The sequence below is a fragment of the Siphonobacter sp. genome, from assembly GCF_048595215.1.
Lineage (GTDB): Bacteria > Bacteroidota > Bacteroidia > Cytophagales > Spirosomataceae > Siphonobacter.
On sequence record NZ_JBMDWJ010000286.1, the window covers coordinates 1 to 7,999 of the forward strand.

The following is a 7,999-nucleotide window of genomic DNA, read 5'->3' on the forward strand; positions in this document are numbered from 1 at the left end:
ACAGTTATCATGCGTTTCATGTGGCATGAAAGCACAAACCAGGGGAGAGACGAACGAAGGGAGGGTAACGAATGGATATAACCGTACAAACGGGTATACTCCTGTAGTATGTAAGATCCTCACTTTTCCCTACGCAGGTCCTAACCTGGTCAGGTTCAAAGGGTATGTCTCAGCCCGAAACAACGGGCACCCCTAAAGTTTGGCTTTTCAGCGAGGCAAAGGTAAAAAGACTTGGGCGTTTACCTAGGGAAAAGGAGTTTTTAGTTTAGAGTTTTGGGTTTGTAGGATAAAGCCGGTAAAGATAGCGGGACGGGTGGTACGTACCCCGCATTGCATACGGGGCTAATGACATTGAACCCCTTTGGGGTTGGCAAGTCTGGATTGAAGTGGCTCTTTCGGATTTGCAATCCGAAAGCGGTCTGGAAAGGATTTGTAATCCTGTGAATCACAAATGCACAGCAGGCGGGTTCCAGAGTATAAATCTGGAACAGCGAATGTATTGAAGTAGGAAGGTGCCCTATGCAAACTGGTAAACAAACAAAAAGCCCTGATCAGATTATCCTGATCAGGGCTTTTTAAGAGGGATTGAAGCTTATTCGCCTACGATTACGAATTTCACTTTGTGCTTCACTTCTTTGTGGAGGTCAAGCGTAGCAGTGTATTCGCCGAGTGATTTTACTTCAGAATCCAGCGTGATTTTCTTACGATCTACGTCAAACCCTTTCGTTTTCAGCGTGTCAGAGATTTGCGTGTTCGTTACACGACCGAAGATACGTCCGCTCTCACCTACTTTAGCAGGGATTTCCAGCGTCAGATCACCGATTGCGGCAGCTAAATCTTCAGCATCTTTCTTCAGCTTTTCAGCTTTGTGAGCGGCTTGCTTGATGTTTTCAGCCAGAACTTTTTTGTTGGTTTCGCTGGCCATTACCGCGAAGCCTTGGGGAATCAGGTAGTTACGTCCGTAGCCAGGTTTAACGGCTACCAGATCGTTTTTATAACCCAATCCCGCGATATCGGTTTTGAGAATAACTTCCATTTCTTTCGAATGAGTTTAAGATAAGTTTTCTGTTTACAGTTTTTAGTTGTCAGTTATAAAACGAGTCATAACTGGACAACTGAAAACGGAAAACTACTTCAGTGAATCGCCGACGTAAGGCAACAGAGCGATGTGACGAGCACGTTTCACCGCTTGAGCTACTTTACGTTGGTTTTTGAGTGTCGTACCCGTCAGACGGCGGGGAAGGATCTTACCTTGCTCGTTCAATAACTTGAGAAGGAAGTTAGGATCTTTGTAATCGATGTATTTAATGCCGGCTTTCTTGAAGCGGTCATATTTTTTGCGGTTCTGGTTTTTATCCAGAGGTTCGTTCTGCAATGACATAGTCGTGGAATAGTTTGGTTGTTGGTTATCAGTTGTTAGTTGTTCAATCAAACAACCAGCAACGAATAACTACTAACGTTTAATTATTCAGCGGGAGCTTCTTGTTTCTTGCCCACCAGACCTTTACGCTTGCGTTCGTTATACGCAATGGCATGCTTGTCCAGAGCAATCGTCAGAAAACGCATTACCCGCTCATCACGACGGTATTCCGTTTCAAGCGTAGCGATTACGTCCGGGTTCGCTGTGAATTCTACCAGGTGATAGAAGCCCGTTCCTTTTCCCTGAATCGGGTAGGCCAGTTTTTTCAGACCCCAAGATTCTTCGTGGATCAGTTCAGAACCGTTATCGGTCAGAATTTTTTTGAATTTGTCGACAGCATCCTTCGTCTGGACGTCAGACAAAACGGGAGTGAGGATGAATACTGTCTCGTACTGTTTTTGTGACATGTGTTAGTACGGAAAATGTGATAAAAAGGATAATACTCGAAAAATGAGCCGCAAAAGTACGTAAATTCTCTGATTTGCAAAAACATTCCCTGGGAAAAAGCAACACTGAATACAAAAAAAGCGTCCTGACGGTAGAGGTCAGGACGCCTTAGGTTGAGTAGTAAAACGCGGGTTACCTAAAATAAACCAGAACGGACCTCGAAGATTCCATCGCCAATTTTCACACCCTCGGCGTACAGCTCAATCGTATGTTTTCCTTTCTTGAAGGGAATGTTACGTTTATAGATCACGTCTACCTGCTGATTATTCCCCTGGTAAGTAATATCCTTTTTAACGGTATAGATCATTTCCTTACTCTGATACATAAACGTTCCCGAACCGGTGGCCATATCGGAGATAACCGCTCCGGTAGGATCAAGGACGCGAACGAAAATTTCCTTGCCATTACGTTCAGTCAGGGTATTGTCACCCAGTCCGAAAGCAATTCGAATCTGATCAATTTTGTCGGCTTTGATTTTTTCCCGCTCTTTACCTTTCGAATTAATGGCATATACCATGACATTCTGAGCTTTCAGAGCCGCCGCTACGCTAATCCGATCGTTTAATTCTTTATTGTTGACTTTCAGAGCATTAACGGAATCGTCGTACGCCTGTCTGGCCGAATTTAGCTCCGTTTTTAGTCCCTCATTACTGGTAGCTAATTCCTGATTCTGAGTCGTTAACGAGCCGTTTTCTTCTTTCAAACGAACAATGTCACGGTCCTTTTGCTTCAGTAAATCTTTATACTGTTCCAGTTTGGCTTCAAACTTTTTGACTTCATCGGCCGTTGCGTTTACCAGTCGCTGCTTGTCAATTTCCAGCTGCGTTTTTAACTGCATCAATTCGTCGATATTGCCGCCAAGCATACGAATTTCGGCAATTTTGGCGTCGAGCTGGGTTGCAATGGAATCGAGTTTAGTGTTCGCCTTTAAAATTTCCCGTTTCTGAACTACTGAGCGGGAAGATAACGTTTCGCGTTCATTACGTTCTTTAAAGTACAGAAAACCTAATACTGCGACCAGTCCGGCCATCACGACGAGAGCTGCAATGAAGTAACCTTTCTTGTCAGAATCTTTTTTCGGTGTTGATCGGGTGTAATCGTATGGTTCCATATAGAGTAATAATGATGGAGGTACGGGCAGACAAAACTACGCCTAAGCGTGGAGAAGTCAACCACTTACCGGAGAATTAGGCGGACAATCACTCGTAAAAGTAGTACATAGCCTAGATAAGCACTACTTTTGTACAAACGTTTTAAGAATGAGCATCGTTGAAAATCTGAATAAAATTACCAAAAACATGGCTGGTTACCCGGCCCGTTTGATTGCCGTTACTAAGACTCACCCCGTAGAAGTACTTCAGGAAACGTACGATGCCGGATGCAAAACATTCGGCGAAAATAAAGTACAGGACATGGTAGCGAAGTGGGAAGTGTTACCGAAAGACATTGAGTGGCATATGATTGGTCATTTGCAGACCAACAAGGTAAAACCCATTGCTCCGTTTGTATCATTGATCCATTCCGTAGATAGCTTTAAACTACTGCTTGAAATCAACAAGCAGGCAGCCAAGGCGAAGCGGGTGATTGATTGTCTGCTGCAAATTCACATTGCTCAGGAAGAGACCAAATTTGGTTTCAGCCAGCAGGAAGCCGAAGCAGCCCTCCACTCCGAAGCCCTGGCCGGATTAAAAAATATCCGTATTGTGGGTCTGATGGGGATGGCTTCCAATACCGATGATTTAATTCAGGTTCGGCTGGAATTTCGGGGTTTGAAGCAATTTTTCGAACGCATGAAAGCTACCGTTCCCGTGTCCGAGCGTTGCGAACTCAAAGAATTGTCGATGGGCATGAGCAGCGATTACGAGACGGCTTTGCAGGAAGGTAGTACGCTCGTTCGCGTGGGCAGTGCTATTTTTGGAGCTCGCGAATACGCTTAAGATCCAGGGATTCGGCGTAGGGTTTGAACGCCGAATCCCTGAAAATTTAAAACGGCATGCACTTTCGCACCGAATTTTCCATTCCTCCTTCTTCCTGGAAACTAGGTTTACAATCCCGGGTTGTTTCAATGGGTTCCTGCTTTGCCGAAGTACTCGGGAAGCGGTTACAGGCTCATAAAATCGGAGGGATGTATCAGCCTTTTGGTACCTTATTCAGTCCGCTGGCTCTGTACCGCATCTTGCAGTATGCCCTGGCGAAGGAACCCGTGGATGATCGGTTATTTCTGGAACGAGACGGCCGCTGGCTGCATTACGATACACATTCATCGATAGCCGCTGCGAGTCAGGAAGAACTGCGATTACGGATGCAACGGGAGCTGGATCAATTAGCCGAAGAACTCCGTCGGGCTGATTTACTGGTACTAACCTTGGGCTCAGCTTGGGTGTATCGATTGCTAGAACCGCCCACGTATGTGGCCAACTGCCACAAGCAACCCGCCCGGATCTTTAACCGCGATTTATTGAGTGTTAAGACCATTTGCAAGGAGTTTGGCACGGTGTATGCCTTACTAAAGGCAGTAAATCCTGGTTTACGTGTACTTCTAACCGTCAGTCCGGTACGTCATGCCAAAGATGGGATGATGGATAATTCAGTGAGTAAGTCCATTCTCCGGGCGGCCTGTCACTACTTGGTAAGCGATTACGCCGATGTCATGTATTTTCCGGCGTATGAACTCCTGTTAGATGATTTACGGGACTACCGCTTTTACGCGAGTGATCTGGTTCACCCCAGTGAAATGGCCGAGACCTACATCTTCGAAAAATTTCAGCAGACGTACTTTGATGCGTCGCTCCAACAGTTTACGAAAGACTGGGAGAAGATTACCAAAGCATTGAATCATCGTCCCTTTCAGGAAAATTCAGTGGTTCATCTTCAGTTTCTGACTAAGCTTCTGACCGATCTTGAACGGATGCCCGTAGATGTAAGCTCGGAACGGGCGGAAGTAAGCGAACGAATACAACGCATTACGCAGGCTCTGGGCCACTGAACCGATCGATTACAAAGAGATTGCGATAAGCTAGTCCTATAAGAAACTTACTAGTTACCTTTGTGGTTAGCAAGGAACGGTCGGTAACGCGGAATTAGCCCGTTCACTCCCGTTTGATTATCACTATGGGCGAATTACGAATTAAGAAAGAAGATATTATACGGGCCTTGAGTACCGTAGAAGAACCGGACTTGAAGAAAGACCTGGTTACGTTAAACATGATTAAAGACGTAGAACTGGGCGTTGGTGAGGTGCGGTTTACGGTTGTATTAACGACGCCAGCCTGTCCCCTGAAAGAACTCATTCGTCAACGTTGTGAGGATGCCATTCATACCCTGGTGGATCCGGAACTACGCATCGTGGTGAACATGACAGCGGATGTAACGACTACGGCTTTCGGTAATAAAACCATTTTAGCGTCGGTTAAAAACGTCATTGCCATTGCTTCGGGTAAGGGCGGTGTTGGTAAATCAACAGTTACGGCGAATCTGGCCATTGCTCTGAAAAATGCAGGTGCTCAGGTCGGAATTCTGGATGCGGATATCTACGGACCTTCCATTCCGGTTATGTTTGGAGCGGAAGATCTCCAACCGACTGTAACCGTAATAGACGGAAAGAATATGATTAATCCCATTTTGCAGTACGGGATTAAGATGATTTCCATGGGCTTTTTAGTACCAGCAGACAGTCCCATGGTATGGCGTGGCCCGATGGCGAGTCAAGCACTTAAACAGTTGATGGGTGACGTGAACTGGGGTGAACTGGATTATCTGCTAATTGACCTACCTCCCGGAACGGGCGACGTTCACCTAACGCTGGTACAATCGGCTCCGGTTACAGGGGCGGTAATCGTAACCACGCCGCAGAAGGTAGCCCTAGCCGATGCCAAAAAAGGATTGCAAATGTTTATGCAACCGCAAATTAATGTACCGGTATTGGGAATCGTCGAGAATATGGCCTATTTTACGCCCGCCGAGCTACCCGAAAATCGGTACTATCTGTTTGGTAAAGGAGGGGGCAAATGGCTGGCCGAACATTACGAATTGCCTTTCTTGGGAGAAATTCCATTAGTACAGGGCATTCGTGAAGCCGGAGATGAAGGTCGCCCCGCCGCTACGTATACCGATTCATTGACGGCTTTGGCCTTCCAGAAAACTGCGGAAGCACTGGCTCAGCAGGTAGCCATCCGGAATGCTACGCTTGAAAAAACCAAACGGGTTGAAATGACCGTTTAAGAGCAAAAGAGCAGGAGTATTTATACAATTATTCGAACATACTGTTCCTGTCGGGATTTATTCATACAGGCAGATTAAAAGCATTAGTATACACGAATGGAAACGAATCTCGCACATCCCTTGATGGGAAAAGTCGAACAGGCTTTAAACAGCATTCGTCCCTACCTTGAAGCGGATGGAGGCAATGTTCGTATCATCGAAATTACGGACGATAACGTAGTACGGCTAGAATTGATGGGAGCCTGTGGTTCCTGCACGATGTCAGCCATGACCTTCCGCGGAGGCATCGAAGACGCCATCCGTCGGCAGGTTCCTGAAGTAAGTAGCATTGTAGCGATTAACTTATAATCGCTTAGTATAAGATTGCTGAAGGAACAACTTCGACTGAAGTCTCCAAAGCAGATTCGGCAGGTCCGGTATACGTTCCGTGTACCGGACTTATCATTTCCGGGAAGGCTGAAACGGCCAATACCAAATGAGAATCAGCGGCCAGACAATTTTGGGTAGGATCAAAGCCTCGCCAACCCGCTCCGGGTAAGTACACTTCCGCCCAAGCGTGCAAGTACTGCGTTTCATCCGCATTACCAAAATAATAGCCACTTACAAAGCGAGCCGCCAGGCCTAGGCACTGGCAACAGGTTACATACAACGTAGCGTAGTCCCGGCAGGAGCCCCGTCGGTTTTGTAAGGTGTAATCCGGCGTTTGCGGAAACCCTTCTTCCCGAATTTCGTACGAAAATTCTTCGTGAATGCACTCATTCAGCCGAATGAGAAACTGTAGCGTATCCCAGCGGGATTCCGTAGCAATGAGTCTCGTAAACTGTTCAACGGCCGGTGTAATGCCTTCCTTTTCCAGATACAGTGTTAGGAGTCGACGTTCTTCTTCCCCGTACTTAATGGGGAGTTTTTGATGTTCAAACGGATACAGAATGAAATCAAAAGGATTGGATAGGGTAGACTCAATTTCACTTTCAGCCAGAATTTGCAACTGCGTAGTAGGCGTACTGAAAAACAAGAGATGTTGCGTGTTTCCTTCGCTGTCAGTGATGCCAATCATTTTATCCGGCTCTGGACTAACCTGTAATTTAAAGCCTTTTATCTGCTGATAAGAAGTAGACCGAGCCTGGAGATACAGGCGATGCGGACTCAGTGTAACAGCATTCGAGTAGTTATAGGTAAGCTGATGACGGACGCGATATTGCATTGATTTCAAATGGTTTTAAGGCAGAGCCAATGGAGAAAAAACCAATCTTACGCGGGGAGAGCGACGAACAAAAACGGGGTATTTGACCCATGTTGTTTATGCAATGTATGGAAAAAGGGCAAAATTTCCAAAATTTATACCGTATCCAAAAGGGAGAAAAGCTAAACCGATCCACCTTTTCAAGGCTTTACTCGTAACATCAATAAGCAAGAAAGCCCGCTAACAGTAGCGGGCTTTCTTGCTTATTGATCGTTCAGTATTTGTTGTTCCTGGGGCTCAAAAACGGGCTTCATCCAGTCGCTGGGAAGTCGTTGTACCGACGAAACCAGCAGGGCTCCCCACTGGTGAGCAATCTGCTCGACGTCTTCTTTTTCAAAGCGATGTTCCGTAATGTGAAAACTATCGCGTTCGTACACGGCAATGTCAATGGGAAAATCGACGTCGTTGGCACTCACTCGGGTAGAGTCAAAGGAAAGAAAGCCAATTTTTAAGGCATCCTTCAGGGGCGTATCGTAGCGTAAACCCCGACGCAAAATGGGGGTACCGTAACCCGTATTCCCAATAATGAAAAAAGGCGTACTCGGCCCCACTTCAATCCAGTTGCCTTCCGGATACAGCATGTACAGTTTGTGTTCGTCGTCATCTTGTAACTGTCCACCCACAATCGCGTACAAATTGAAAGAAAGGCCAGCTTCGGCCAGAGCATT

9 protein-coding genes, 1 pseudogene and 1 riboswitch are annotated in these 7,999 nt (G+C 46.2%); of the genes and pseudogenes, 4 read left to right on the plus strand and 6 right to left on the minus strand.

The annotated features are described in order from the left end of the window. Positions 1-109 precede the first annotated feature (109 nt). Positions 110-204, minus strand: a riboswitch (TPP riboswitch). A 388-nt stretch (positions 205-592) separates the two neighbouring features. From rplI to ACOJTG_RS17810, 4 genes are all read right to left on the minus strand, one after another. Further along, entirely contained in the window at positions 593-1,036 is a 444-nt protein-coding gene (rplI, locus tag ACOJTG_RS17795; protein ID WP_420155053.1) for a 50S ribosomal protein L9, read from the minus strand. Positions 1,037-1,129: 93 nt separating this feature from the next. Then, entirely contained in the window at positions 1,130-1,381 is a 252-nt protein-coding gene (gene rpsR, locus ACOJTG_RS17800; protein WP_420155054.1) for a 30S ribosomal protein S18, read from the minus strand. 83 nt (positions 1,382-1,464) lie between these two features. After that, on the minus strand, positions 1,465-1,827 hold the full coding sequence (rpsF, locus tag ACOJTG_RS17805) for a 30S ribosomal protein S6 (RefSeq protein ID WP_094810761.1): 363 nt from the start codon (positions 1,825-1,827) through the stop codon (positions 1,465-1,467). 176 nt (positions 1,828-2,003) lie between these two features. Continuing rightward, on the minus strand, positions 2,004-2,978 hold the full coding sequence (locus ACOJTG_RS17810; RefSeq protein WP_094810759.1) for a hypothetical protein: 975 nt from the start codon (positions 2,976-2,978) through the stop codon (positions 2,004-2,006). Positions 2,979-3,126: 148 nt separating this feature from the next. On the opposite strand from ACOJTG_RS17810, the gene ACOJTG_RS17815 reads away from it, so the two are divergent. The 4 genes from ACOJTG_RS17815 to ACOJTG_RS17830 all read left to right on the plus strand — a co-directional run bounded on the left by ACOJTG_RS17815 (position 3,127) and on the right by ACOJTG_RS17830 (position 6,436). Further along, positions 3,127-3,804 (plus strand): YggS family pyridoxal phosphate-dependent enzyme, encoded by a 678-nt coding sequence (locus tag ACOJTG_RS17815; RefSeq protein WP_420155055.1) that lies wholly within the window; start codon positions 3,127-3,129, stop codon positions 3,802-3,804. Positions 3,805-3,860: 56 nt separating this feature from the next. Beyond that, positions 3,861-4,853 (plus strand): GSCFA domain-containing protein, encoded by a 993-nt coding sequence (locus ACOJTG_RS17820; protein WP_420155056.1) that lies wholly within the window; start codon positions 3,861-3,863, stop codon positions 4,851-4,853. A 125-nt stretch (positions 4,854-4,978) separates the two neighbouring features. Continuing rightward, complete coding sequence (locus tag ACOJTG_RS17825; protein ID WP_420155057.1) at positions 4,979-6,088, plus strand: Mrp/NBP35 family ATP-binding protein; 1,110 nt, start codon at positions 4,979-4,981, stop codon at positions 6,086-6,088. Positions 6,089-6,184: 96 nt separating this feature from the next. Further along, on the plus strand, positions 6,185-6,436 hold the full coding sequence (locus ACOJTG_RS17830) for a NifU family protein (RefSeq protein WP_104710793.1): 252 nt from the start codon (positions 6,185-6,187) through the stop codon (positions 6,434-6,436). A 4-nt stretch (positions 6,437-6,440) separates the two neighbouring features. Here ACOJTG_RS17830 and ACOJTG_RS17835 read toward each other — a convergent pair whose 3' ends face one another. Both ACOJTG_RS17835 and ACOJTG_RS17840 read right to left on the minus strand, forming a co-directional pair. Beyond that, a complete protein-coding gene (locus ACOJTG_RS17835; protein ID WP_420155058.1) occupies positions 6,441-7,292 on the minus strand; it encodes a transglutaminase family protein in 852 nt (283 codons plus the stop codon). Between the two features lie 242 nt (positions 7,293-7,534). Then, positions 7,535-7,999 (minus strand): annotated as a pseudogene (locus tag ACOJTG_RS17840) (peptidase); the annotation flags it as partial.

Coding starts and splice junctions, on each gene's coding strand:
- rpsF (WP_094810761.1), bottom strand. CDS start 1,827: ATGTCACAAAAACAGTACGAGACAGTATTCATCCTCACTCCCGTTTTG.
- ACOJTG_RS17820 (WP_420155056.1), top strand. CDS start 3,861: ATGCACTTTCGCACCGAATTTTCCATTCCTCCTTCTTCCTGGAAACTA.
- ACOJTG_RS17835 (WP_420155058.1), bottom strand. CDS start 7,292: ATGCAATATCGCGTCCGTCATCAGCTTACCTATAACTACTCGAATGCT.
- ACOJTG_RS17815 (WP_420155055.1), top strand. CDS start 3,127: ATGAGCATCGTTGAAAATCTGAATAAAATTACCAAAAACATGGCTGGT.
- rpsR (WP_420155054.1), bottom strand. CDS start 1,381: ATGTCATTGCAGAACGAACCTCTGGATAAAAACCAGAACCGCAAAAAA.
- ACOJTG_RS17830 (WP_104710793.1), top strand. CDS start 6,185: ATGGAAACGAATCTCGCACATCCCTTGATGGGAAAAGTCGAACAGGCT.
- ACOJTG_RS17825 (WP_420155057.1), top strand. CDS start 4,979: ATGGGCGAATTACGAATTAAGAAAGAAGATATTATACGGGCCTTGAGT.
- ACOJTG_RS17810 (WP_094810759.1), bottom strand. CDS start 2,978: ATGGAACCATACGATTACACCCGATCAACACCGAAAAAAGATTCTGAC.
- rplI (WP_420155053.1), bottom strand. CDS start 1,036: ATGGAAGTTATTCTCAAAACCGATATCGCGGGATTGGGTTATAAAAAC.